A 25,716-nucleotide genomic window follows, 5' to 3' on the forward strand; every position below is an offset into this window, starting at 1 on the left:
TTCAATGGATGCTTGCCCCTGAGAAGTGTCCGGAGATTGCCAAAAAATGACAATCATTACCACCATTTCATAATGGAAGATGGAAACCGTTTGTATCTTCTCAATCAGTTGTTGCTGGGTACTACTACGTTTTCGTCGAATTCGAGTTCCATGTCTCTTCCTCGCTGCTGATGATGTCCCGTCATCGGGCTACCTGATATTGCTAAATGTTATCGTTGCTATAATTTTGAACAATCCGTAGAACCCGTATTCGACCAAAGGCTTGGGAACCTAACCCGGGAAAGTCAGTCAGAAATTCTGATGCTGCATTGCAAAACATTTCAGTTTGTTTCGCGCTGACAGCTTTCTAAACTCTGCCGTACCGTTATTCAGCCGTACTGCTTCTTCAGGGAATGAGGTCTTCTCGTACTATGCAACTTCGTAATACTGCGTCCCGCTATGGCCTGGTCGTTGTCGTGATTCATTGGCTCGTTGCCCTGGCTGTGATTGGATTGTTTGCTCTCGGATACTGGATGGTTGACCTGACTTACTACAGCGAGTGGTACAAAACGGGGCCGGATATTCACCGGAGCCTCGGTATCCTGCTGCTTGCTGTGATGGTGTTCCGGGTTGTGTGGCGGGTCGTGAACCGATCACCCGAAGCCTTGGCCGGCCATCAGCGCTGGGAGATCGTGGGGGCGCATCTGGCTCACCTGTTCCTTTACCTGTTGTTATTCGTTGCGATGATCAGTGGCTACCTGATTTCTACCGCCGACGGATCATCGATCAGTGTATTCGGATGGTTCGAAGTGCCGTCAGTCACAGGGCAGATCAAAGGTATGGAAGACACCGCTGGTGTCGTTCACTATTGGTCAACCTGGGCTCTGGTTGTGCTTGCAGGTATTCATGCCGTGGGCGCTCTGAAGCATCACTTTGTCGATCGGGATGAAACTTTGAAGCGCATGATCGGTCACTGAGCAGACTAACGAAACGTTTTACATTTCTCGTCGTACATGCCCGCTTGGGTTTCATTGAAAAGGAGATATTCATGAAGAAAGTTCTGCTTGCCTCTGCTGTATCCATGGCTCTGGTAGCTGGTTCCGCGGCTGCTGACGATCATGGTGGTACCTACGCGTTCGACAGCAAGCAAACTCACCAGTTCATCACGTTCAGGATTTCCCACTTGGGCTACAGCTGGCTTTACGGCCGCTTCAACAACTTTGACGGCCAGTTCGTTTATGATGCAGCGAACCCGGCAAACAGCTCAGTCAATGTGACCATCGACACAAGCAGTGTTGACTCGAACCATGCAGAGCGCGACAAACACCTCCGTAGCAAGGATTTTCTGAGTGTGGACGAATTCCCGGAGGCCAGCTTCAAGAGCAAGCGTGTTGTCGTTGACGACGACGGAGAGGCAGACATCATTGGTGATCTGACCCTCCGTGGTGTTACCAAAGAAGTGACGCTGGACGCAGAGATGATTGGTCATGGTGCTGATCCATGGGGCGGATACCGCATGGGTTTTGAGGCAGAAACAGAATTGCGCCTGAAGGACTTCGGTATTCCGATGGAGCTTGGTAAAGCCTCCGAAACGGTCGAAATCATTATTTCTGTCGAGGGTATCCGACAGTAAGCCTCATCTTCCCTACGCAGCACAGCGCGGCGCAGGTCAAGACAGGGCAGGTCCGGGCTAAACCCGGAACCTGCCTGTCTGTTCCCGAAGCTGGCGCGCATACCCTTCCAGCGATTGGCTGATTCCATCAATATCCCGCGAACGTGCCGCACTGGTTTCCGCCAGATCATTGATTTCCGTGATGCTCCGGTTGATCTCGTCGACCACCTGAGTCTGCTCCTCCGTAGCCGAGGCGACACTGGTGTTCACATCACTGATATTGCCCATGGCTTCCAGAATGCTATGCAACTGGGACTCGGCTTCTGCGGCCAGTTTTTCGGTTTCGGCCGCTTCGGCGCTCCCGCTTTCCATGACAGATACGATATCTGATACACCGGTCTGCAGTGTGGTAATCATGGTCTGGATATCTTCTGTTGACTGCTGGGTACGTTGGGCCAGGGTACGGACTTCATCAGCAACAACCGCAAAGCCCCGTCCCTGTTCTCCCGCCCTTGCGGCCTCTATCGCGGCATTCAGTGCGAGCAGGTTGGTCTGCTCCGCAATGCCGCGAATCACATCCAGAACGGAGGTGATGTTTTCTGAATCGGCGGACAGCTTACGGATCACCTCAACCGCTTTTTCAATCTGGGCGGCCAAACGACGAACCTGCTGCGAAGAGTTGCGGATAATCTCAGCACTGTTGCGGCCATTGGTCTCAGCTTCCTGAGTGCTTTCTGCAGCCCGTGAGGCGTTGCCTGCCACTTCTTCGATGGCACTCTGCATTTCGTTAATGGCGGTCGCTACCATGGAAATGGCGTCAGTCTGTTTAGCAACCCCTTCGTGATTGTCGTTCGCTGCTGTTGCCAGATCGCTCGCACCCTGACCGAGTTCTTTACTCAGGGTCTGGATGCTGCCGATCATGCCCTGGAGGTTTTGCAGTACCTGGTTGAAACTCCTGGCGAGTTCGCCCAGGTCGTCTTCAGCTTCCACGGGTACCCGCTGAGTCAGGTCGCCCTCGCCCTGTGCAATGTTATCCAACTGATCTCTGAGGGTTTTGATGGAGTTGATAATAACCTTCAGGAAAAGTGCGAACAGCAGGATTGAGATGATGACGGCAATGATGGTGATTACCAGTATGGCAAATGAGCTGCTCTGTCCTTCGGATGACGAATCTGCCGCGCGCTGCTGGGCCTGCTCGTCGGCGTGAGCGCCCACCTTGTCGAAAAAGTCCCGCAATTCAGAAAAACGAGTACTGGTTTCCGTCTGCTCCAGGGCCCGGGCACCCCGGATATCGCCCGAGCCAGCCAACTCGATGACCTTTCTGGCGGAAGTCAGCCAGCGGTTGTAAGCACTATCAAAACCCGTTGTGACCTCTTCAACACCCGTGTTCTGGAGTTGTTTGGCGGCCTTCTTGAAGCGATCAAGTGCCTGTTGGGCATTCTCGTTGAACTCTCCGACCAGTTCGTTGCCATCGCGGTTGTTTGCTACCGCGTCAATGTATGCCATCTGGGCAACCAGAGCCTGGTAGAGATCCCGGTCTCCGTTCAGAACCTCACTGACTGACGGGAGGTAAATGCGGGAGATATCGTCAGTGTCTTCTACCAGGTTGCTGGTGGTGTTGACGCTGTACAGGCCAACGAACACCAGTGCTATGGCGGTAATGATGAACGGTAGGGCGATTTTTGTACGCAGACCAAGGCGTGTGAGGAACTTCAAGATCCACCTCTTGTTATTTGTCGTGTTTTCCTCGAATGATAGCAGGGATCAGAACGCAAGGTGGGGTTTGAGAAAGAGATTTTCAGGGGCGACTGCCCCTGAACATCGGAATAGGTTGGCCCGTACCCGGACGGATCAGTGTGACGGCTTGGATGATTCTTTGGGCGTCTTGCAGGAGTTGCACAGATGGCGCTGTCGCCAGAACTGACCTGCAAAAATGACCAGCCAGATCAGCAGCCCTGCCCAAAGATAGGGCTCTGGCACCTGAAAGTTGCCACTGATTGCAAACTCCACGAGGAGCATCAGAGCCACCGCCAGTACCGCGTTCACCATCGCTGTTGCCATGGCTTGCCCGCAGGCTTTGAGGTTAGGTTTCATAGTGTTCCGCTTGCCTGGATTGTAAAACGGTCTTCTATCTCACTGGGGACGAGGATACGGCGCACATTACAGGCTCTCCATTCGGGAATTCCGCTATTGGAAATTGGTGTATCCGCGCAAGCGTCCATATAATGTGGCGTCGCGCCCGTGTCGTGAATATTTGCGGCGCAGAGGGTAGCATCACCGGCGAATTCAAAACAGGCGAAAGAGGCATCCATGCCAGAGTTCCAGACAACGGATGAAGGTTTTGAGCGGGTTTCACTGCGGGAGTATACAGAAAAGGCTTACCTTGATTACTCAATGTACGTCATCCTTGATCGGGCGTTACCGAACGTAGGAGACGGGCTGAAGCCAGTACAGAGGCGCATTGTCTACGCGATGTCGGAGCTGGGCCTCAAGTCCACTTCCAAGTACAAGAAGTCTGCCCGGACCGTTGGTGATGTGTTGGGTAAATTTCATCCCCATGGTGATAGCGCCTGCTACGAAGCCATGGTTCTGATGGCGCAGCCTTTTTCCTATCGTTACCCGCTGGTGGATGGTCAGGGCAACTGGGGCTCCCCGGATGACCCTAAATCCTTCGCGGCCATGCGATATACAGAATCACGTCTGGCACCATTCGCAGATGTACTGCTCGGCGAACTGGGCCAGGGCACGGTGGATTGGGTCCCGAATTTTGATGGCACGATGGATGAGCCGTCTGTACTCCCGGCCCGTTTGCCTCACGTGTTGCTGAACGGTACTACCGGCATTGCGGTGGGAATGGCAACGGATATTCCTCCCCATAACGTGCGGGAAGTAGCTGCCGCCAGTATCCGCTTGCTGGATCAACCGGATTCAACCGTCGACGACCTGTGTGAACACATTAAAGGCCCCGATTTCCCGACACGGGCTGAGGTGATTACGCCTCGCAAAGATATCCGGCAGATGTACGAGACTGGTCGTGGCTCCCTGCGGATGCGGGCGCGGTGGGTGCGTGAGAATGGCGAAGTCGTGGTGACCGACCTCCCTCATCAGGTTTCTGGCGCCCGGGTTCTGGAACAGATAGCCCAGCAGATGCAGACCAAGAAGCTGCCGATGGTGGCGGACCTGCGGGATGAGTCTGACCACGAAAACCCGACCCGACTGGTGATTGTTCCCCGGTCCAATCGGGTGGATCTCGACGGCCTGATGGCCCATCTGTTTGCCAGCACTGATCTGGAAAAGACTTACCGGGTGAATATCAATGTCATCGGCAACGATGGTCGTCCGGGTGTGAAGGGGCTGGTCCAGATCCTGACCGAATGGCTGGCGTTTCGTAAAGATACCGTCACCCGCCGACTCCAGTACCGTCTGGATAAGGTGCTGGCGCGCTTGCATATCCTCGAAGGTTTGTTGATCGCTTATCTGAACATTGATGAGGTTATTGCGATTATCCGCAACGAAGACAAGCCCAAACAGGAGTTGATGGCGCGCTTTGGTCTGTCGGCTGAGCAGGCCGAGGCTATCCTTGAACTGAAATTGCGCCACCTTGCGAAACTCGAAGAAATGAAGATCCGGGGTGAGCAGGATGAGCTCGCTGCCGAACGTGATGAGTTGCAAGCGATTCTGGGCTCAGAAGATCGTCTGCGCGAACTCATTAAAGACGAACTGCGGGCTGACGCGGAAGCCTTTGGTGACGATCGTCGATCGCCCATTGTTGAGCGAGAAGAGGCCCGTGCATTCAGCGACGCGGATCTGGTGTCCAACGACCCGGTAACCGTTGTGCTGTCCGAGAAAGGATGGGTCAGGGCGGCCAAGGGCCATGACATTGATGCTCAGGGCCTCAGCTACAAGTCCGGAGACCGGTTTGCTCTCGCTGCGCGGGGGCGGAACAACCAGCAGGCGATATTCCTGGACTCCACGGGCCGGGCCTACTCGCTTATGGCGCATTCACTGCCTTCCGCCCGAGGGCAGGGCGAGCCGCTGACCGGCCGCATCAATCCGATTGCCGGTGCGACCTTTGCCGGGGTGCTCATGGGCGAGGCCGCCAAACGGGTGCTTCTGGTTACGGATGGTGGCTACGGCTTTGTGACAAACCTTGGCGACATGGTCAGCAAGAACCGCAACGGCAAAGCGGTGGTTTCTGTGCCCAAGGGCGCGAAAATTATGGAGCCTGTCGATATTCCCGATACTGAAAAGGATCTGTTTATCGGTGCGGTCTCCAACGAGGGCCGGATGCTGGTGTTCCCGTTGAGTGAGTTGCCTCAGCTGGCCAAGGGTAAGGGGAACAAGATCATCAGTATCCCGTCAGCCCGCGTGATGAACCGGGAGGAATATGTCGTTGCACTTGCGGTATTCGCCCAGGATGACCAGCTGGAGATCCGGGCAGGTAAACGCAAGATGGGGCTGCAATTCAGTGATCTGGAGCACTACCTGGGCGAGCGTGGCCGTCGTGGTCACAAGCTGCCAAGAGGGCTTCAGCGTGTAGATGCCATTGATGTCATTCCATCGGCGGCCAGGGTCCAGGAAGAGGAGAGCTCCGAGAGTGAGTGAACTGGTACTGATTAACGTATCCGGCCGCGACAAGCCGGGACTGACTTCCGAAATTACTGGCATCATGGGTCAGTATGACGTGCGTATTCTCGATATTGGTCAGGCCGTTATCCATGATCATCTGACGTGGGGAATTCTGATCGAGATTCCAGATGAGTCAAAGTCGTCGCCGGTTATCCGCGACCTGCTGTTCCGGCTCCATGCACTGGATCTGCAGGTGCACTTTGCGCCGATTACCATTGAAGAGTACCAGGCCTGGGCTGCGGGTCGTAATCGTGCCTGCTACATCGTTACGCTGCTGTCCAGAGATATCAAAGCAGAGCAGATAGCCCGGGTGTCAGCGATTACTGCTCGTCATGGGCTCAATATTGACAATATATCCCGGCTATCTGCCCGCCCGTCGCTGAACTCATCGGAGAATCGCATCGCCTGTGTCGAGTTCTCTGTGCGGGGCACGCCGTCGGATCTGGAAACGCTTCGGGCGGATTTCCTCCATATCGCCGGCGAGATGAATGTCGATATCGCATTCCAGGAAGATTCCATCTTCCGCCGCAATCGACGTCTGGTGGTGTTTGATATGGACTCCACTCTGATTGAAGCCGAGGTTATCGATGAACTGGCGATGGAGGCCGGTGTTGGAGAACAGGTGGCTGAAATCACTGAGCGAGCGATGCAGGGGGAGCTGGATTTCAGCCAGAGTTTTGCTGAGCGTCTGGCGCTGCTCAAGGGGCTTGATGAATCGGTGCTGGAGGGTATTGCCGCCCGCCTGAAAATGACAGAGGGTGCAGAACATCTGATCCGTAGCCTCAAGGGGCTGGGGTATCGTACTGCTATTCTTTCCGGTGGATTCACCTATTTCGCCCGGCACCTGCAGAACAAGTTGGGAATCGATTACGTATATGCCAACGAGCTGGAAATCGAAGACGGAAAAGTGACTGGCCGGGTTTCGGGTCAGATTGTGGATGGCAAACGCAAGGCTGAACTGCTGCAGGAAATCGCCAGGAAAGAGCATATCTCCCGTGAGCAGGTCATTGCTGTTGGTGATGGTGCCAATGACCTTCCGATGCTAAGCCAGGCGGGTCTTGGGGTGGCATTCCGTGCCAAGCCGCTGGTGAAAGAATCTGCGCGCCATTCTATTTCCACTCTGGGGCTGGATGCGATCCTCTACCTGATAGGGTTCAGGGAAAGCGAGGCTAACCAGAGTCTCGAAAAGTCGGGATTCTGATCTGGAGAAACAAAAACGGCGCCCGATTTGAGGCGCCGTTTTTGTTTGTGTGAACCGGTAGTTACTGATCCCCGAAGTCGTAGTTCATTTCCGGTACAGGAGCCTGGAGGTAGTAACCCTGGATGTAGTTCACACCAGCCTGCCACAACGTAGCCAGAATGCTGGCATTTTCCACCAACGGGATAATAGTGAGTTTGCCCGCGTTCTGGAGGCTCTGAACCATTTCCTTGAGGTGCTCCTTGGCTTCTTCGTTCTTCTGGATTTCCTCAGTGAACGAACCATCGACTTTCACATAATCGGTTTCGATGTGTTTGAGGGTGTTGAACGGATTCAGCGCACATCCGAACTGGCTGATCGAAAGTTTGCAATGGAGTTCGTGAACGGCTTTCGCGAACTCTTTGGCCTGCTTCATGAAGTTGTTCGCATCCCCTTCCCGGATCTGGAAAATCAGCGAGTCGCCTGGCAGACGCGCCGCTTTAAGAGCGACGCTGAGCCACGGCGTGAAGGTCTTGTCCTGCAGGGTCTCTGCGGTCACGTTAAGGAACAGACGGGTATCGTGCCCCCTCGACCGGTGGCTGGATAGCTGTTTGATGGTCTGGAGAATGACCCAGCGATCGATCTTGATAGCCGTATCCGAGGGTCCCATGGGAGGGAGGAAGTCGTAAGGTGAGACTTCATTACCTTCCTTGTCCAGCATTCGAACAAAGGCTTCGTAGTGCTCTTCGCCTTCGCCCCGAAGGTTAATAATAGGCTGGAACAGAAGCTTGAAGCGATTCTCGTCAAGCGCTCTCTGGATGGCTTCGATCGAGTTGCTTTCGTCTAGGGATTCATAATCGGCAGGGTTGTACACGTTGACGCCGTTGCCCTGTTCGTGTCCCTCTTTCTTCTTGACGTCGGCAGATGCGGTGTGGGCTCGTCCGAGCAGCTCTTCTGCTTTGGGTGAGTTCTCTGTAATCGCTGCTACACCAATGCTGACGCTGATCTGAACGGTGCGTCCGTTGATGTCGAACAGATGATCTTCGATGGCCTTGCGTACTTTTTCACAGAATGCAGCCATGGACTTCTCGTCGCCGGGCTGGGCCATGAAACAGAACGCATCATCGCTCAGGCGAGCGAGAGTGATGTCGTCGCTGACCTGCTCTTTAAGCAGGTTAGCCAGATCACCGAGAAGCAGATCGGCTCCTGCAATGCCGACCTTGCTCTTCAGGCTCATGAAACTGTCCAGAGCAATGTACGCAAGCGCGCCGGATTCGTTGTTCTTGCCGGCCTTGGCAATATTTTCGGCCAGGGCATCCATCAGGTACTGGCGATTATACAACCCGGTTAGCAGGTCCTGGCTGCTGATCTGGCGTAGCTTCTCTTCCAGTTCGGCATCGCTGTGTTCCGGCTGGAGGACGATCTGGGTACAGGCTTCGCCATCGTAGGTCGCGGCAGACACGGATACGGTAACGCTCAACTCCTGATCGTCGCTTCGGACCGCGGTAAAATTGAATGACATGCCATCTTCACGCTTATCCGCGAAGGATTTCATGAAGTCCTTGTAGGCGTCCTGGCTCTCTGAGGTGAGCGTGTCGAGAACAGGGATGCAGATGAGATCATCGATGTCGTCATAGCCGAGGAATTCCATGTACGACTGGTTGGCGTAGATGTGCATGCCGTCGTTGATATAGGCAATGGCATCTTTGGAGCTTTCCAGAAGAAGTTGGCAGCGTTGCTCTGCTTCCCGCAGGTGGGAGTCGAGTGCCCGACGACGCCGACGCTCCTCCAGCGCTGCGAGTTCGCGGTTAACCACCAGTACCAGAAGATCGGTGTAATCGGCGGGGACGGTGTCCTGGGCGCCGGCTTTCATGACAGACACCTTTCGCTCGCGACTCTGGTCTTCGGTCAGCAGAATGAAAGGAATGTCCTTGTCGAGCCTCCGAATCATCCCCAGGGCGTCATCGGCACCAAACTCCTGTTCGGTATCCCGGGCAAGCAACAGGTCCCAGTTTCCCGATTTCAGCGCTTCCTCAAGATCTTCTTCTGACGTGATTCGGTGAGCCCGGGTTGCTTTGCCGGAATTTCGGAGCAAGCTGACCAGTGATTCAGCATCATTCTGGGACGGGTCGAGAATCAGCAGGTGTACGGTCGCATTCTTCTTCTGCATTCGTAATGTATCTCGTCGAGTACTCGGTTACTTACGCTGAATGATGAAGGGGATATGCTGCAATAACAACCCTGAGGGCGCGCCGGATGCCTGTAATTTGATCTCCGTTGGGTATCAGAGCGATGGCCAGAGAGAATCAAACTCATCTTCGCTGGTACTCGGCTGCCCCTGCTGTGCAGCGGCGGGCGAGAGAGTTTTGTTGTTCTGCAATTTCAATTCAAACTGACTTATGCTGCCGGTTGCGGAAACCTTGCTGGACAGGTAACCCTGATCCTCGCGGCCATCATGGAGCAGGGAAATCCGGCTTCCGGACTGAAATGGCAGTCGCGGAGTAATCAGCGTGGCTGACTGGTTAACCACGCTTATTTCGGGGAGCAGGAGGCCGCGAAGATACTCGCTGTTGTTGCCGATCTTCTGGATCAGCCGCACACCGCAGGGGGAGGCGCTGGGAGCCAGCAGCTCAATACCGACATGGGTGCCCTGGTTCTTGATCTGCCGTATCCACCGGACAATGGCAACGCTCCACGGATGTGAGGTCTGTTCGCGGACCCCCAGAAGTTCGCCAGCCTGCAGTGTGTTGGGAATGCCGCTCTCCCAGGCAACGCAATAGCCGCCCGGACTGGTGTTTATCAGCCAGGCATGGTGGGAATCCGGAATATTTCGTTCTGCAATGTGAGTCGGTGTGGTTCCGTTACTGTCCCGGAAATTGATGGGCGCGTCGGATCTCTGCGCCGGGTTGTCACTGGGCCCGGCGTCGTAGGCTCCGGCCCATGGATCTGCTTCTTTGCGGGGCTCGCGCAGGAACAGGTTGCCTTCGTCTTGAGGGGCGTTGTTGTTGCCACTGACGAATTCCGTGAAGGTTTTTTCGCCGGCAATAAAGTAATGCGCGGCTGTCAGGCCAACACAGATCTCCAGAGTGCCTTCACTGGCGACCCGGTTGAAGTTACGCTTCGCCAGAATGCCAAGAGCCTGGCTCAGGTGCGTCAGCAGAGTGTCGCTGACTTTTGCCGGGATCTGGAGGTCGGCGGCGGTGTCCGTGCGGCTTCGCCGTGCCTGCAGAGTTTCGGAAACCTTGGCGGACAAATCCCGGGTATCAAAATCCAGGCTTTCCTCACCGGGTTGCTGCCCGAGCAGGCTCCGGTACACCGGCGGCGTATCACTTTCCATGTTGACCACAAAAAGACTGTCGGAATTGGAGTTAGTCCCGAAGCTGGTGAAGTCCGTCCAGTTTTCAAACAGTTCGTATGCCTGTATCAGCTCTGGCTGACGCAGCTGGTTCGGGCGTGCGCAGCCCAGCAGAAGAACCCGTTTATAACTGTCTGCCACCGAGCTGGAGCGACGATATTGCAGGGTGTCATCGTCTATCTGAAGGCTGCCCAGTTTGTTGCGGTTGGCGAATCGGAAAAGACGGTGGCACTCAAGCCAGCTTTGTGCCGGGCTGGGACAATACAGCTGGTGAGATCGCATAATGGTGGAGCCAAGCTCCGATATGGCCCGGTGGATAGCCATCGCAACCGGTTTGCGGTTCTTCTCCAGTCCGCCGTTGTCCAGGAACTCCAGTACGCACAGCTTGTAGCCTGAGGCCAGATGCAACTGCAGAGCCTGCGCCAGGTTGGCTATCTTGCGCTGCTTTTCCGGAAGGGCGACAGCCAGACCGAGAAAATGCCGGGATAACTCGTTGCAGACAAAATGAATCTTTTCCCGAACCAGTTCCAGATACTGAATCCGTTGCTGGGGCGGGGTGAACAGATGATTGATCTCGATAATGGCATGGTAGAGCTGGCGTGATGCCTCACCGATGTTGGCCATTGGTAGCTGTTCGACCCAGGCCCTGAAGGCTTTTGGGGTCGTGTCACAGAATGACAGGCTCGGTGTTTTCTGTTCAGGAACTCTGAGATCTGGTTTCAGGGTCATGCCTTCCATGCCTTTCTTGGGATTGCGCCATTCGTCGTCATTAACCGGTGCGGTCAGCCTTTAAAGATGTTTTTCTGATTAATCTTTGCTGTCCGGTAACAACCGGGGGCACCGAAAGTCGATATTGTTATGATTGGTTGTCACCGAACTTTAAAATAGCAAACTCGTGACAAAAAGCGAGAAGTTCACTAGTTGACAATCTTTCACAGTTTCCTGTCTGTGGTGCTGAAAATTGCTTCACGGGAAACACTGGTAGACCGCTTTCTAACAGGTATTACGGGAACAGGTTTATCGGTGTTTTGCTCTTCTCGCCGGGAATCTCCCTGACCAGTCGCGGAACCAGAAATCCTGGCAGTCTCTCCAGTAATTCGCGCATCAGTCGGCGAGCCTGTTCGTCGGAGACGTCGTAATGATGTGCGCCTCTAACCGGATCAAATGCGTGCAGGTAGTACGGCAGCACGCCGGCATCGAACAGGGTTTCGCTCAATTCTTCGAGGGTACTGGCGTTATCATTCACGCCCCGGAGAATCACACTCTGGTTCAGCAGGGTAACGCCGGCAGAACGCAGGTAGCCGAGAGCCCGACGGGTTGCCATGTCTATTTCTGCAGCATGGTTAATGTGCAGAACCATGATGACCTTGAGCTTGGTGGACGTGATCCATTTCAGCAGGGCGTCGCAGACTCGCTGGGGGATGACCACTGGCAGTCGGCTGTGAATGCGCAGCCGGCGAATGTGCGGTACCGAGCTTATGGCCTCCACCCATTGAGCCAACAGGCGATCGTTCACTGCCAGAGGATCGCCGCCGCTGAAAATGACTTCATTGATTTCCGGGCTGGCGTGCAGAGTGTCGATGACGGTCTGGCGATCTGTGGGAGACAGTCGTTGTTCGTCGTATGGAAAATGCCTGCGAAAACAATAGCGGCAGTTGACGGCGCACTGCCCTGTCACCATCACCAGGGCTCTGCTCTGATATTTCCGGATCAGGCCGGTGATATTAATGGCTGAGTCTTCCTGCAGAGGATCCCGGACAAACCCGGGCATCTCGTCAGTTTCATCCTCCAGGGGCAAAACCTGTCGCAGCAGGGGGTCGGAGGGATCCCCTTTGCGCATTCTGTTCAGAAACGGTTCGGGCACCCGTATCGGAAACAGCTCATGCCCTGCCAGAGCGCCCTGAAACCATTGCTGGGGCAGTTCCAGTCGGCGCAACAGAGCCTCCGGGGTGGTGACGGATTCGGAGAACAGTTGTTGCCATGAGGTATCATCGTCCGCAACGTGGGCTTCTATACGGGCGGGGGTTCGCTGTATCATAGCGACCTTTGAATTTTTAACAGCATTTTGTCAGGTGGACATTTCATGGCTTCATATTCTACCAATGAATTCCGCAGTGGTCTTAAGGTTTTGCTGGATGGTGACCCATGTATCATCCTTGAAAATGAGTTCGTAAAGCCGGGGAAAGGTCAGGCGTTCAACCGTGTGAAACTTCGCAATCTGAACTCCAACCGGGTGTGGGAACGTACCTTCAAGTCCGGTGAAAGTCTTGAAGCTGCAGACGTTATCGATCTGGATATGGAATACCTTTATACCGATGGTGAGTTCTGGCATTTCATGCTGACCGATGGTTCTTTCGAGCAGCACGCAGCCGATGCCAAAGCCGTGGGCGACACCACCAAGTGGCTGAAAGAGCAGGATGTCTACACCGTAACCCTGTACAACGGTGCGCCCCTGAGTGTAACTCCGCCGAACTTCGTCGAGCTGGAAGTTGTGGATACTGACCCCGGCATGAAAGGTGATACCGCTCAGGGTGGTTCCAAACCGGCAACCCTGACGACGGGTGCTGTCGTCAACGTTCCTCTGTTTATCACCATTGGTGAAGTGCTGAAGGTAGATACCCGGACCGGGGACTACGTCAGCCGCGTCAAGAGCAGCTGATTACCCCATGACCGGAACTGTCTGGCGGCCATCGGCCGCACAGGCTGCCCTGGAAAGCCGTGCACGGCAGCTGGCCTACGTGCGCGGCTTTTTTGCTGACAGATCTGTCCTGGAAGTTGAAACGCCCATCCTCGGACGTCACTCAGTGACGGATCTCAATCTCGACAGCGTTCAGGCTGACGTCTCCGCCCAAGGGGTTAGTGGCGGCTGGCTGCAGACCTCTCCGGAATACCACATGAAGCGCCTTCTGGCGGCCGGTTCGGGCCCCATCTTCCAGGTTTCCCGGGTGTTTCGTGATGGCGAGCGAGGGCGGCGCCACAATCCTGAGTTCTCCATGCTGGAGTGGTACCGGCCGGGGTTCGATGATCAGTCATTGATGTCCGAGGTAGGCGATCTGGTCTGTGGCTGGCTGGGTTGTGAGCGGCCCCGGCAGCTGACATACCGCGAAGCTCTGCTCGCATATGCGCATCTGGACCCGTTCGATGTGTCTGACCATCAGCTCAGGCGTCGGTGCGAAGAGTGGCTTGACCCCATTCAACTGGCAGACATGAGCCGTGACGCCTGTCTCGATATGATCATGAGCTTTGTCGTGGAACCTGATCTGGGGCGCGACTTCCCTGTATTTCTGACCGCCTATCCGGCGTCGCAAGCAGCTCTGGCCAGAACTTCCGAATGCGAGGGCATTCGTGTGGCGCACCGATTCGAATTGTATGTTGACGGCCTCGAGCTGTGTAATGGCTACTGGGAGCTGACAGATCCTGAAGAGCAGCGTCGTCGCTTCGAAGCGGATAATGTTTTGAGAAAGCGGGCTGGAAAGCCTGTGATGGCGATTGACGAGCCATTTCTCGCCGCCATCGGATCCGGTTTGCCTGATTGCGCGGGTGTGGCCCTGGGGCTGGACCGGCTGTTGATGGTGAAAATGGGCACCCAGGATATCGCGGATGTCCTGGGCTTCCCGTTCGAAAGGGCCTGATGGCGATTTCGATCAGTCGAGGCTGCCGAATGCCTCGCCCATGCGTACGGATTTTCCCGCTACCTGCTCTTTGTTCCAGCGAACACTGCCTTTGGGCATAACCATTACAACGGTAGAGCCGAGCCTGAATCTGCCCATCTCCTCGCCTTTGGCGAATGCGCGGGCCTGTTCGCCCTGGTAACGGGTAGCACTGACCTGGTTGCCTCTTGGCACAACAACACCGTTCCATACGGTTTCCACGCTGCCGACAATCATTGCGCCTACAAGAACCATTGCTAGAGGGCCGGCCTCTGTGTCGAAAATGCAAACCACCCGCTCATTGCGGGCGAACAGGTTGGGAACGTTTTCCGCTGTGACCGGATTGACTGAAAACAGCTTGCCCGGAATATGGATCATTTCCCGCAAGGTGCCGGCCATTGGCATGTGGATGCGGTGGTAGTCTTTGGGAGACAGGTAAATAGTGGCGAACTCGCCCTCGTCGAATTCCCGGGTAAGGCGTTGATCGTCGCCGAGCAGTTCGTTCAGGCTGAAGGACTGGCCCTTGGCCTGGAATACCCTGTCGTCATTCACCTGGCCCAACTGGCTGATTGCGCCATCCACAGGGCTGACGAAGGTTTCGTCACCGCCGGCAAGGGGGCGGATGCCAGGCTTTAGCTCACGGGTAAAAAATGCGTTAAAACTGGGGTAGGCTTCAGGGTCAGACTCCAGGGCCTCACTCATGTTGACACCGTAGCGGCCTATAAACCATTTGACCACGCGATTCTTGAGCGCCGGTGTCCGATCATAGTCTGCCAGCCGGCCGGCAAGGCGGGATACCGCCAGTTGCGGGGTGAGGTACTGGCTCAGAACAAACAGCTTGTCTTTCATTAATCTTGGACCCTTGGCACTCGAAGGCGCGAAGTTTAGCAAGACTGGCCACTGTATAGAAATTGTTTCACAGCTTCGCGGTTATGCGAGAGCCTTGCTATTATCTGGACATATTTCCGGAAATTCTGTCCGGCTACCGTCAATAACCAGCAATTACAAGGGCGCTAGTTCTCTTCATGCTTCTAATCATTGGTGCAGTTGTCGTTTTTGCCTGCGTAATGGGCGGATATGTACTCCATGGCGGGAACCTCCTGGTACTCTGGCAGCCTACAGAAATACTCATCATCTTCGGTGCAGCGTTTGGCTCCTTTGTCATTGCCAACCCGCTGCACACCATCAAGGAAGTGTTCAAAAGCGGTCTGCGACTGCTGACCGGCTCACCGTACAACAAGTCCTATTACATGGATTTGCTAAGCCTGCTGTATGAAGTGTTCGACAAGTCCCGGAAGCAGGGGGTGATGTCGATCGAGGAAGATATAGACAATCCGGAGTCGAGCCAGATTTTCAGCCGCTACCCGGCCATTATGAAGTCCAGGGAGTTGATGGCCTTTATTACCGATTATCTCCGTATTATCAGCGCCGGAAACATGGCTACCCATGAGCTGGAAGGCATGATGGAAAATGAAATCGACAGCCGTCAGCATGAGCTTGAGGAACCGGCTCATGCGGTGAACAAGATCGCCGATGCGCTGCCAGGGCTGGGGATAGTGGCGGCGGTCCTCGGTATTGTCATTACCATGAACTTCCTCTCTGAAGGTCCCGAACGTATTGGTTTGAGTGTTGCTGCTGCGCTGGTGGGCACCTTCCTGGGTATCTTCATGGGCTACGGCTTCATCGGGCCAACCTCCATCGCAATGGAGCATGCGGCAAAGTACGAACTCAAGGCGTATGAATGTGTGAAATCCGCAGTGGTCGCCACGGTGTCGGGGCAAGCTCCACAAATGGCCATTGAGTTTGGACGCAAGGCATTGCCGACGGACAAGCGACCCGCTTTCCAGGAACTCAATGACCACGTTCGCTCGAAGTAACCTGGCTAACGACACCACCCGGAGCTGACCTTTGGAAGACCAGCCGATAATCATTAAGCGCAAGAAGGTTGTTGCCGGAGGCCACCATGGGGGCTCCTGGAAAGTGGCCTTTGCGGATTTTGCGACAGCCATGATGGCGTTCTTCCTGGTGTTGTGGCTTACGGCGACCGCATCACCAGAACAGAAGCGTGCGGTGGAAGGTTACTTCAAGGACCCGGTTGGCTTCACCGAGGGCGGATCGCCCAATCCGGTAGATCTGGAAGGCAGCGCGTCGGTGGTGAAAGAATCTGCCATGGACATCGAGCGGAGCCAGATCCAGATTGAGGATCAAGTGGTCGATGAGCTTTCGGAAACGCTGGAGCAGCGTCGGATGCAGGAGCTGTTTCAGGAGCTGAAGGAGCGGATAGAGCAGAACGAGACCCTGCAGGAGTTCAAGGATCAACTGCTGATTGATATTACCGACGAAGGACTCCGAATCCAGATCGTTGACCGCTCCGGTCGGCCGATGTTCGATAGTGGGCGCGCTGAGCTGAAATATTACTCCCAGAACATTCTGTTTGAATTGGCCAAGACGTTGGGTTCCGTCGATAACAAACTCAGTATCACCGGACATACCGATGCAACACCCTTCAACGGACGTCCTGGCTATACCAATTGGGAGTTGTCGGCAGATCGGGCGAATACCGCGAGAAGGGCGCTGGTAGCCGGTGGTGTCCGTGGCGCCCAGATTGCCCGGGTTGTGGGGCTTAGTGATTCCGTGCTGTTTGACAAAGATAATCCGACGGCCCCGGTGAATCGCCGTATTTCCATCATCGTCTTGAATAAAAAAGCCGCTCAGGGCATCCAGTCCAGTGCGGGTGGCGGTGAACCCGTCATCGACCTGACGGAACCCACCGCAGCGCAGAAAGAAGAAGCAAGAACGAAACTGGAGAGCGGTAACTGGCTGGAAGAAAAGCCGGAACCGAAGCCCGGCGAACTGAACTGGTAACCCGGTTCAGTCTATTTTCAGGCCCCGGGCCTGCTGCTCCGCCATATCCTGAAGAATCCGGTGGAAACTTCTGAGCCGTTCCGGGCTGATGCGCCCGGCGTCTGCAGCGGCATCAATGGCGCAGCCCGGGTCACCCATGTGGCGACAGTTGCGGAACTTGCAGTGACCAATCTCCTCGCGAATCTCCCGGAACCCGTACTCGATCTCCTGAGGTGTCATATGCCACAACCCGAACTCCCGGATGCCCGGCGAGTCAATCAGATCCCCGCCGACCGGAACATGGAACAGCTTGGCGGTCGTTGTGGTATGAACCCCTTTGCCGGTTGCTTCGGAAACGGCTCCCACACGGATGGTTTCATCCGGCATCAGGGTTTTGATGATCGAGGATTTGCCCACACCCGATTGACCGACGAAGACGCTGGTCTGGCCTTTGACCAAGGCTTCCACCTCTGGTGAGGGTTTGTCGCCGGATTCCGCCGCTGAGGTGCGAACCACCTGATAACCCAGGGCTTCATAGCGGGCGAGCAGGGCGTCGATCTGTTCCTGGTTTTTCTCGGTGATGAGGTCGGTCTTGTTCAACAGAATGACTGCAGGAATATCGGTGATTTCAGACGACACCAGATACCGGTCAATCAGGTTATCGTGTGGTTCTGGTTCCGGGGCGATCACCAGAATGATGTGATCGATGTTGGCGGCAACCGGTTTCAGGGCGCCAAAATTATCCGGGCGCTGCAGCAGGTTCTGGCGGTCACAGCGGGCAACAATAACCCCGGTGTTGTCATGGCCAGGGCGCCAGACCACGCGGTCACCTGTCACCAGACTGTCGATGTTGGCGCGCACGAAGCAGCGAACAACTTCGCCGATGTGTTCGCCTTCCAGCCCTTCGACATCCAGTTGCTGGCCATAGTGAGCAATGACTAACCCTTCCTGCTCTGGCCCCAGTTCGCCAGACTCCGCCTGAGCCTGAATGGCCTTTTCCTTGCGGGCTGCCCGGGCAGCCCGTTCTTCCTGAACCTTCCGGATGCGGAACTGCTGCTGCTTGTTAAGTCGACGCTTCGCCATAAACTGGTCAGATAACCTGATGAAAGTTTTCCCGTTGGTGTGCCATCATACGCGAAACTTGAATACTCGGCTCGTTATAGCGACCGGTAGGCGATCACGAAGTCTGAGTGGCGCTGGAGATAGCCCTTCCGAGAATGTCGGAGGCCATGGATGGCCGGAGTCAAGCGCACATGGATGTGCTCGTAGCGGTTCTCGGAAGGGCTATCTTCAGCGCCACCTCCACCCAAGGCAGAAGGCTACAAGTTATGGCAGAAAACGACCGTCTGGTCTGGATTGATCTTGAGATGACCGGCCTGGATCCGGAAAAAGAACGGATTATCGAAATAGCGACTATCGTTACCGATTCAGAACTTAATCTCGTGGCTGAGGGGCCTGTGATTGCGATTCACCAGCCAGACAGTCTGCTGGATGCGATGGATGAATGGTGTACCAACACCCACGGTGCCAATGGTCTGACCCAGCGTGTAAAAGACAGCACTACTTCAGAAGCAGAGGCGGAACAGCAGACTCTGGACTTCCTGGCCAAGTACCTTGAACCCGGAAAATCACCGCTGTGCGGAAACAGCATCGGGCAGGACCGCCGCTTTCTGGTGAAGTACATGCCGAAGCTGGAGGCCTTCTTCCACTACCGGAATCTGGATGTGTCCACCATCAAAGAGCTTGCCCGCCGCTGGCGGCCGGATGTGCTGGCCGGTGTGAAGAAGCAGGGAAGCCACCTGGCACTGGATGACATCCGGGATTCCATCAACGAGTTGCGCCATTACAGGGAAGAGTTCTTCAAGCTGTAAGCGATTTATTGGATTCCGTGGCGCCTCAAGGCCCACTGCACGTGTTCGCGGACCATCTCTGACGGGTGGTCCGCTCTCTTCCTGAGTGCCTCAATCACCGGGATGGTGGATGGAGCGTTGCCCAATCCCACTGCAATATTCCTCAGCCAGCCTTCGTAGCCCGTGCGGCGTATTGCCGATCCCTCGGTGCGTTTCAGAAATTGTTCTTCGGTCCACATGAACAGCTCGGCCAGGGACGTGTTGTCGAGACCGTGTCTGGGGTGAAAGTCGTCCTCTTTTGTCGGCTTGCTGAACTTTTGCCAGGGGCAGACCAGCTGGCAATCGTCACAGCCAAATACCCTGTTGCCCATTGGGGCGCGTAATTCTTCGGGGATGCTGCCTCTCAGCTCGATGGTGAGGTAGCTGATGCAGCGCCGGGCGTCCAGTTTGTGAGGGCCAACAAAGGCATCCGTCGGACAGAGGTCCAGGCAGGCGGAACAGCTGCCGCAGTGGTCGGTCTCAAATGGAGCATCGAGAGGCAGAGGCGCGCTGGTAAATATTTCCCCCAGAAAGAAGAAAGAGCCGGATTTGGGGTGAATCAGCATGTTGTTCTTGCCAATCCAGCCCAGTCCCGCCCGCTGAGCGAGCGCGCGCTCCAGTACCGGGGCACTGTCTACAAAGGCACGATAGTCGTATCCGCTGACCGCGTCGTCGATGCGTTTGGCGAGTGTGGCCAGCCGTTTGCGAATCAGCTTGTGGTAGTCCCGTCCCAGAGCGTAGCGCGTAACATAGGCATTCTCCCGGTTAGTGAGCGCTTCTTTCGGGCTGTCCGGTGTTGGCATGTAATCCATGCGAACTGAAATGACGCGAGCGGTGCCGGGCACCAGCGACTTCGGGGTGTAGCGCTTGTCTCCGTGATGCCCCATGTATTCCATTTCCCCCTGATAGCCAGCGGCAAGCCAGTCCTGAAGGTGCTGCCCGTGAATGCCGGTATCGGGGTGGGTAATGCCAGCGTCGGAGAAGCCGAGTTCAGTGGCCCAGGCGCGGATATCGCTTGCCACAGATGTCAGAGCGTCAGCCGTATTGGTGGCGTCAGATGTCGTTGTCATTGATTATGTAGGCGTGGCTGATTAAGGGTCTGGGTGTCATGCCGTTTTTTAATTTGATTAAGTTATGACCTTTTCGGTCGTTTTGCTATGCTTTACAGGTATCTGGCCATTTTTCTTAAACCGGTTTCTGTAGCGGGAGCTCAGTAACATGGCGTCGTCCGTTTCCAGCAGTTTACCAGACGCGTTGTTCTCCGCCGATGCTGTGCGGGCGATTGATCGCTATGTTATTGAGCAGCAAGGTGTTGATGGTTTCGAATTGATGCAGGCCGCGGCCCGTGCGGCGTTTCATCGGCTGGTGCAGCGCTGGCCGGAGAGCGGTCCGATTCTCGTGCTGTGTGGTTCGGGTAACAATGGCGGCGACGGTTATCTGGTGGCCGCGAACGCAGCCAGGCATGGACTCGAGGTTCGTTGTCTTTCAGTTGCGCCTGCAGACAAACTCTCGGGCGATGCGCGCAAGGCATGGCAGAAGGCTGTGGATGACGGGGTTTCAATCCTGGCGCTGGGTGGGCTGGATGCTGCTGCTCTGGATCAGCTCTTCTCCGGCTCAGGTCTGATTGTTGACGCCATGCTGGGGACCGGCGTGTCCGGAGCGCCCCGTGAGCCGTTTTCGGCGATGATTGCCCGGTGCAATGGCGCTGGAGTCCCCGTCCTGGCAATTGACCTGCCTTCGGGACTGAATGCAACGACCGGAGCGGTGGATGGCGAAGTGGTCCGTGCCGATATGACCGTTACGTTTATCGGACTGAAGGCCGGACTTTTTACCGGTCATGGGCCCGCTGTGAGCGGGTTGGTTCAGTTTGATGCGCTTGGAGTAGAACAAGGGGCCAGCGACAGTGGAGAGTGCCCGATTGCAACACGCCGGGATTGGTTGTCGACCCGTCGCTGGCTTATGCCCAGGCCTGCCAATGCGCACAAGGGACGGTTCGGGCATGTCTTGATTGTTGCCGGTGATCGCGGTTTTGGCGGCGCCGGTTTGATGGCAGCGGAAGCCGCAGGGCGATCCGGCGCCGGGCTGGTATCCCTGGCGACAAGGCCTGAGCATGTTTCGGCGGCGCTGGCCCGGTGTCCATCGGTGATGGTTCACGGGGTTATCCATGGTTCGGAGTTGCCTCCGTTGCTGGAGCCCGCTGATGTGATTGTCTGTGGTCCGGGGATCGGGCGTAGCGCCTGGGGGCAGCAGATGCTGGAGCAAGTGTTAGCCAGCGGAAAGGCTCAGGTTCTGGATGCTGACGCATTGAATCTGATGTCGTCACGGGTGGCGATCCGGGCTGATGGGCGTGTTCTGACGCCGCACCCGGGGGAAGCCGCCAGGCTGCTTGGATGCCTGGTGCCGGAAATTGAGGCGGACAGGATCTCAGCAGCCAAGAAATTGCAGTCACTATACGGTGGGGTGGTGCTCCTCAAAGGGGCGGGTACTGTAATCGCCACCGGGGATGCCCCGGTGGATCTGGTTAGCGGCAGCAATCCAGGTATGGCTACCGGTGGTATGGGCGACGTATTGGCCGGTGTCATTGGTGCGTTGTATGCCCAGCTCGGCGACCCGGCGCAGGCTGCAATCCTGGGGGCATCGGTTCATCTGGCGGCTGCTGACCGGGCATCACAGGAAAGAGGGTACATCGGCTTGCTACCTACAGATGTGATTGATGCACTGCCTATGGTGTTCAAGGAGTCTGAAGAATGACAATTTTCGGGAATGAGCGGCGGCTCTACCTCGAAGGTGAAGACGAGACTGAGAAACTGGGTCGGGAACTGGCGAAGCTGGTGAGCAAGTCAGGGCACGGGCTGGTGATTTATCTCGATGGTGATCTGGGCATGGGGAAAACGACCCTGAGCCGTGGTGTGATGCGTGGACTGGGCCATGAAGGGGCGGTCAAGAGCCCGACATATACCCTGGTTGAGCCCTATGAAAGTCTGGAGCCGCCCGCCTATCACTTTGACCTTTACCGGCTGGGTGATCCGGAAGAGCTGGAGTATATGGGTATTCGTGATTATTTTGCCAGCGAGAACCTTTGCCTGATCGAATGGCCGGAGCGGGGGCATGGCCTGCTGCCAGAGCCGGATCTGGAAATTCATCTGGACCGCGAGGGGCAGGGGCGTTCAGCGATTTTGAGGGTACATTCCGAACGGGGTGTGGCCATGCTCAATGAACTCGATATGTTTGGGCCAGAAGCCTGATGGCCCGGGTTGTAAAAAACGGAATGTCCGTATGAAAAAACTGTACATAAACAACGTCAGAATGCTGGCGGCAGGGGTGGGTGCGCTGTTGTTGATCCTGTCGATGGCTGCTCAGTCTGCGACCCGTGTGGAAGGTGTCAGGGTCTGGCCTGCGCCGGATCACACCCGCCTGGTTCTGGACGTTGCTGGTCAGGTTGAACATAACATCTTCTCCCTGAAAGGACCGTCCCGGTTGGTGATCGACCTGAAAAATGCTGACCTGAAGACTGACTTTGGCAGGCTGGACCTGTCCGGCAGCCCCATTCGGAAAATTCGTAGTGCGCCCCGTAATGGCTCAGACCTCAGGGTTGTGCTGGACCTGAAGGCCGATATCAAGCCCAGAAGTTTTCAATTGGAGCCGAACGGCCAGTATGGGCACCGCCTGGTGGTGGATCTGATTGACGAGGGTGGCAGGAAGTTTGATGAACCGGCCAAGCCAACGGTTACCCAGGATTCTGCGGGTAAACGGGATATTGTGGTAGTGGTAGACGCGGGACACGGTGGCGAGGACCCCGGGGCGATTGGCCCTCGTGGTACCCGGGAAAAAGACGTGGTTCTGAAAATGGCGAGGACACTTGCCAGCCTGATTGACAAGCAGCCGGGGTATACCGCGAAGCTGACCCGTACGGGTGATTATTACATTGGTTTGCGTAACCGGACCCTGCTTGCACGCAAGCACAACGCGGACCTGTTTGTGTCCGTGCACGCTGACGCATTCCGCACGCCTCAGCCCAAGGGAGCGTCCGTGTTCGCCCTGTCCCAGCGTGGAGCAACCAGTGAGACGGCGCGCTGGCTGGCGCAATCCGAAAACCGTTCCGATCTAACCGGCGGTGTGTCGTTGGACGGGCGGGACGATACCCTTGCCGGCGTTTTGCTGGATCTTTCGATGACTGCCAGTATTAACGCCAGCCTGGGGGTGGGAAGTTCCGTACTGGGGAATCTGGGGAAAGTGGCAAAATTGCATAAGTCTGGGGTCGAGCAGGCCGCGTTCGTCGTGCTGAAGTCACCGGATATTCCTTCCATCCTGGTGGAAGCCGGGTTTATCTCCAATCCCCAGGAAGAGAAAAATCTTTCGACCCAGTGGTATCGGGATAAGTTGGCGAAAGCCATCATGAGTGGAGTCGATGAATATTTTCAGAAAACACCGCCACCAGGCACACTGCTGGCTTGGCAGAAACAGCAGCGACGCGGTAGTGCCAGTGTCAGCCAATACCGGATTCAACGCGGCGATACCCTGTCTGGCGTGGCTCGGGAAAACGAAACAACTGTCAGCGAGCTCATGCAGTTTAACGGCTTGAGGGATGACCGTGTTATGGTAGGGCAAACCATTCGTATTCCCGCATCCTGATCAAGAGGTTTTCCCGCAATATGCCCCACATCCAATTGCTCTCGCCGCGGCTCGCGAACCAGATTGCCGCGGGCGAGGTCGTGGAGCGCCCCGCATCGGTCGTTAAAGAGTTGGTTGAAAATGCTCTGGACGCAGGTGCCAACCGGGTCGATGTTGACGTAGAACAGGGCGGCGTCAAACTGATTCGGGTCCGGGACGACGGTTGCGGCATTGAAGAAAATGATCTTCCTCTGGCTCTCAGTCGTCATGCGACCAGCAAGATTTCAAGCCTTGAAGACCTTGAGGCAGTGGCCTCGCTGGGTTTTCGTGGCGAGGCGCTAGCCAGTATCAGTTCTGTTTCCCGGCTGTCTTTGACTTCCCGAACCGAATCCCAGGAAGCTGCATCCAGGGTTGAGGTGGAGGGGCGTGATATGGATGCGCGAATTTCTCCGGCAGCCCACCCAGTGGGGACCACGGTAGAAGTGCGCGACCTGTTTTTCAATACGCCAGCCCGTCGCAAGTTCCTGCGTACGGAAAAGACCGAATTCAACCACGTTGAAGAATGTGTGCGTCGTCAGGCTCTGAGCCGTTTTGATGCCGGTTTTACCCTGCGACATAACCAGAGAACCGTGCAAAGCCTTCGCCCGGCTGAGACTCCGCTGGACAAGGAGCGTCGTATTGGTTCCCTGTGTGGCCAGCAGTTTATCGACAACTCGGTGGTGATCAATGCCGAAGCCACCGGGCTTCGGCTCTGGGGCTGGGTTGCCCTGCCGACGTTTTCCCGGAGCCAGGCGGATCTTCAGTATTTCTTTGTAAACGGCAGGGTTATTCGTGATCGTCTGGTGGCTCATGCCGTTCGCCAGGCGTACCGGGATGTGCTCTACAACAATCGCCATCCCGCGTTTGTGCTCTACCTCGAGGTGGATCCGGCAACCGTCGATGTAAACGTGCATCCCACCAAACACGAAGTGCGTTTCCGGGATGGGCGGCTGGTCCATGATTTCATCTTCCGTACCTTGCACAAGGCCCTGGCGGATGTTCGCCCGGATGATCATCTGCGCGGTGCCGTTGCTCAGTCATTTGGCCGTGAAGCTGCGACGCAGGAGCCAGTTGGTGCCGGTATCCATAGCGCTCAGCCTGATAGCGCGTGGCATCCGGGGCAGGCCGCATCCGGACAATCTGTGCCGTCGGTTTCAGGTCATAGCTATGGTGGTCAGCCTGGTGCGGGCGCGCCTCAGCAGGAGTGGCGTGCCAGTGATCAGATGGCATTCTATCAGTCTCTGAACGCCGGCGGCGGAGTTGATCATGGTCAGTCGCAGCAGCCGGTAACGTCCCCGGTCATGACGCCGGGGCTGACACCACCGGTAGATAGTGATGAAGAGCCGCCCCTTGGCTACGCCATCGCCCAGCTTCATGGCATTTATATCCTCGCCCAGGGTAAAGCTGGCCTCATTGTTGTTGATATGCATGCGGCCCATGAGCGGATTACCTATGAGCGAATGAAGCGAGCACTGGCGGAACAGGATCTGAAAAGTCAGCCGTTGCTGGTTCCTTTGTCTCTCGCGGTGAGTCAGAAAGAGGCGTCATTGACAGAAAGTCACGGCGAAGAGTTGCACAAGCTCGGGCTTCAGATTGAACGTATCGGCCCGGAAACCCTCGCTGTGCGGCAGGTGCCCGCCCTGTTGCGGGGAGCCGATACGGAGCAACTCGTCCGGGATGTGTTGGCAGACCTGATTGAGCACGGTCAGAGTGATCGGGTAGAAGCTGTAACCCATGAGTTGTTGGGCACCATGGCTTGCCACGGCTCGGTTCGCGCCAATCGCCAGCTCACTATACCGGAAATGAATTCCCTGTTGCGGGATATGGAAGCGACGGAACGCAGTGGGCAGTGTAACCACGGGCGACCTACCTGGACTCTGGTGACACTGTCTGAGCTTGATAAGCTGTTCCTGCGTGGCCGGTGACCGGAT

The 25,716-nt window shown here is 56.0% G+C and carries 21 protein-coding genes; 13 read left to right on the top strand and 8 right to left on the bottom strand.

From position 1 onward, the window contains the following. Window positions 1-410: 410 nt before the first annotated feature. Window positions 411-956 carry a cytochrome b gene (locus FWJ25_RS03895; RefSeq protein WP_149598913.1) on the top strand — a complete coding sequence of 182 codons (546 nt, stop codon included), beginning with the start codon at window positions 411-413 and terminating at the stop codon, window positions 954-956. 71 nt (window positions 957-1,027) lie between these two features. Beyond that, complete coding sequence (locus FWJ25_RS03900; RefSeq protein WP_149598914.1) at window positions 1,028-1,612, top strand: YceI family protein; 585 nt, start codon at window positions 1,028-1,030, stop codon at window positions 1,610-1,612. 57 nt (window positions 1,613-1,669) lie between these two features. On the opposite strand, the gene FWJ25_RS03905 is transcribed toward FWJ25_RS03900, so the two are convergent. After that, window positions 1,670-3,307 (bottom strand): methyl-accepting chemotaxis protein, encoded by a 1,638-nt coding sequence (locus tag FWJ25_RS03905; protein WP_149598915.1) that lies wholly within the window; start codon window positions 3,305-3,307, stop codon window positions 1,670-1,672. Between the two features lie 135 nt (window positions 3,308-3,442). Further along, entirely contained in the window at window positions 3,443-3,685 is a 243-nt protein-coding gene (locus FWJ25_RS03910; RefSeq protein WP_149598916.1) for a hypothetical protein, read from the bottom strand. A gap of 216 nt (window positions 3,686-3,901) precedes the next feature. On the opposite strand from FWJ25_RS03910, the gene parC reads away from it, so the two are divergent. Both parC and serB read left to right on the top strand, forming a co-directional pair. After that, window positions 3,902-6,196 carry a DNA topoisomerase IV subunit A gene (parC, locus tag FWJ25_RS03915; RefSeq protein WP_149598917.1) on the top strand — a complete coding sequence of 765 codons (2,295 nt, stop codon included), beginning with the start codon at window positions 3,902-3,904 and terminating at the stop codon, window positions 6,194-6,196. After that, the gene (gene serB, locus FWJ25_RS03920; protein WP_149598918.1) at window positions 6,189-7,421 is read left to right on the top strand and encodes a phosphoserine phosphatase SerB; all 1,233 of its coding nucleotides are present in this window, start codon (window positions 6,189-6,191) and stop codon (window positions 7,419-7,421) included. Before parC ends, serB begins: the two co-directional genes overlap by 8 nt. A gap of 61 nt (window positions 7,422-7,482) precedes the next feature. Here serB and FWJ25_RS03925 read toward each other — a convergent pair whose 3' ends face one another. From FWJ25_RS03925 to epmB, 3 genes are all read right to left on the bottom strand, one after another. Next, entirely contained in the window at window positions 7,483-9,567 is a 2,085-nt protein-coding gene (locus FWJ25_RS03925; RefSeq protein ID WP_149598919.1) for an EAL domain-containing response regulator, read from the bottom strand. 114 nt (window positions 9,568-9,681) lie between these two features. Continuing rightward, complete coding sequence (locus FWJ25_RS03930) at window positions 9,682-11,481, bottom strand: cyclic-di-GMP receptor FimW-related protein (RefSeq protein WP_497755917.1); 1,800 nt, start codon at window positions 11,479-11,481, stop codon at window positions 9,682-9,684. A gap of 274 nt (window positions 11,482-11,755) precedes the next feature. Next, a complete protein-coding gene (gene epmB / locus FWJ25_RS03935; protein WP_149598921.1) occupies window positions 11,756-12,790 on the bottom strand; it encodes an EF-P beta-lysylation protein EpmB in 1,035 nt (344 codons plus the stop codon). 45 nt (window positions 12,791-12,835) lie between these two features. Here epmB and efp point away from each other — a divergent pair, with 45 nt between their 5' ends. Together efp and epmA are read left to right on the top strand one after the other, a co-directional pair. Continuing rightward, complete coding sequence (efp, locus tag FWJ25_RS03940) at window positions 12,836-13,411, top strand: elongation factor P (RefSeq protein WP_149598922.1); 576 nt, start codon at window positions 12,836-12,838, stop codon at window positions 13,409-13,411. A gap of 7 nt (window positions 13,412-13,418) precedes the next feature. Next, a complete protein-coding gene (gene epmA / locus FWJ25_RS03945; RefSeq protein WP_149598923.1) occupies window positions 13,419-14,384 on the top strand; it encodes an EF-P lysine aminoacylase EpmA in 966 nt (321 codons plus the stop codon). A 12-nt stretch (window positions 14,385-14,396) separates the two neighbouring features. Here epmA and asd read toward each other — a convergent pair whose 3' ends face one another. Next, on the bottom strand, window positions 14,397-15,251 hold the full coding sequence (gene asd / locus FWJ25_RS03950) for an archaetidylserine decarboxylase (protein WP_149598924.1): 855 nt from the start codon (window positions 15,249-15,251) through the stop codon (window positions 14,397-14,399). Window positions 15,252-15,427: 176 nt separating this feature from the next. Between asd and motA the strand changes: the two genes are divergently transcribed. Together motA and motB are read left to right on the top strand one after the other, a co-directional pair. Continuing rightward, complete coding sequence (gene motA, locus FWJ25_RS03955) at window positions 15,428-16,279, top strand: flagellar motor stator protein MotA (RefSeq protein WP_149598925.1); 852 nt, start codon at window positions 15,428-15,430, stop codon at window positions 16,277-16,279. A gap of 31 nt (window positions 16,280-16,310) precedes the next feature. Continuing rightward, a complete protein-coding gene (motB, locus tag FWJ25_RS03960) occupies window positions 16,311-17,267 on the top strand; it encodes a flagellar motor protein MotB (RefSeq protein ID WP_149598926.1) in 957 nt (318 codons plus the stop codon). A 6-nt stretch (window positions 17,268-17,273) separates the two neighbouring features. Here motB and rsgA read toward each other — a convergent pair whose 3' ends face one another. Beyond that, a complete protein-coding gene (gene rsgA / locus FWJ25_RS03965; protein ID WP_149598927.1) occupies window positions 17,274-18,329 on the bottom strand; it encodes a small ribosomal subunit biogenesis GTPase RsgA in 1,056 nt (351 codons plus the stop codon). A gap of 245 nt (window positions 18,330-18,574) precedes the next feature. Between rsgA and orn the strand changes: the two genes are divergently transcribed. Next, window positions 18,575-19,117, top strand: a complete 543-nt coding sequence (orn, locus tag FWJ25_RS03970) for an oligoribonuclease (RefSeq protein ID WP_149598928.1) — start codon at window positions 18,575-18,577, stop codon at window positions 19,115-19,117. Window positions 19,118-19,122: 5 nt separating this feature from the next. On the opposite strand, the gene queG is transcribed toward orn, so the two are convergent. Beyond that, on the bottom strand, window positions 19,123-20,205 hold the full coding sequence (queG, locus tag FWJ25_RS03975) for a tRNA epoxyqueuosine(34) reductase QueG (RefSeq protein WP_149598929.1): 1,083 nt from the start codon (window positions 20,203-20,205) through the stop codon (window positions 19,123-19,125). Window positions 20,206-20,353: 148 nt separating this feature from the next. On the opposite strand from queG, the gene FWJ25_RS03980 reads away from it, so the two are divergent. The 4 genes from FWJ25_RS03980 (at window position 20,354) to mutL (ending at window position 25,710) form a co-directional block, all read left to right on the top strand. Next, window positions 20,354-21,886, top strand: a complete 1,533-nt coding sequence (locus FWJ25_RS03980; protein ID WP_188093558.1) for an NAD(P)H-hydrate dehydratase — start codon at window positions 20,354-20,356, stop codon at window positions 21,884-21,886. Next, window positions 21,883-22,380, top strand: coding sequence for a tRNA (adenosine(37)-N6)-threonylcarbamoyltransferase complex ATPase subunit type 1 TsaE (tsaE, locus tag FWJ25_RS03985; protein WP_149598930.1), 498 nt, complete (start codon window positions 21,883-21,885; stop codon window positions 22,378-22,380). Before FWJ25_RS03980 ends, tsaE begins: the two co-directional genes overlap by 4 nt. Window positions 22,381-22,441: 61 nt before the next feature. After that, window positions 22,442-23,767 (top strand): N-acetylmuramoyl-L-alanine amidase, encoded by a 1,326-nt coding sequence (locus tag FWJ25_RS03990; RefSeq protein ID WP_149599065.1) that lies wholly within the window; start codon window positions 22,442-22,444, stop codon window positions 23,765-23,767. Window positions 23,768-23,787: 20 nt separating this feature from the next. Further along, a complete protein-coding gene (gene mutL / locus FWJ25_RS03995) occupies window positions 23,788-25,710 on the top strand; it encodes a DNA mismatch repair endonuclease MutL (RefSeq protein WP_149598931.1) in 1,923 nt (640 codons plus the stop codon). The last annotated feature ends 6 nt before the right edge of the window (window positions 25,711-25,716 follow it).

It is taken from the genome of Marinobacter salinexigens (assembly GCF_008370345.1).
In the GTDB taxonomy this organism is placed as follows: Bacteria; Pseudomonadota; Gammaproteobacteria; order Pseudomonadales; family Oleiphilaceae; genus Marinobacter; species Marinobacter salinexigens.